A 241-nucleotide genomic window follows, 5' to 3' on the forward strand; every position below is an offset into this window, starting at 1 on the left:
GCTGTCATTTCGTGGATGCCCTGTCGCTTGTCCATCAATACCAGACCGAGTGGGTGATCACCCCCGTCACCGAGCAGTTTCTCGGTAATTTCAATGTGAACGGCCGTTACGGGGTCTTGTTCCTTTGCATCTCCTATGGCGTCGCCTATGCCCTGTTCCCCATCAGAAAGCAGCGCGGCCTCAGCGACGCCCATTCGTTCTGGCAATACGTTGGCGGCAGCCGGGTACATCTGCATCCCTC

General features: G+C 57.3%; 1 pseudogene. It reads left to right on the forward strand.

Annotated elements, in window-relative coordinates:
• Window positions 1-11 precede the first annotated feature (11 nt).
• Window positions 12-241 (forward strand): annotated as a pseudogene (locus tag M2D63_RS26030) (sterol desaturase); the annotation flags it as partial.

This window comes from Pseudomonas sp. BJa5 (assembly GCF_030272875.2).
Taxonomy (GTDB): domain Bacteria; phylum Pseudomonadota; class Gammaproteobacteria; order Pseudomonadales; family Pseudomonadaceae; genus Aquipseudomonas.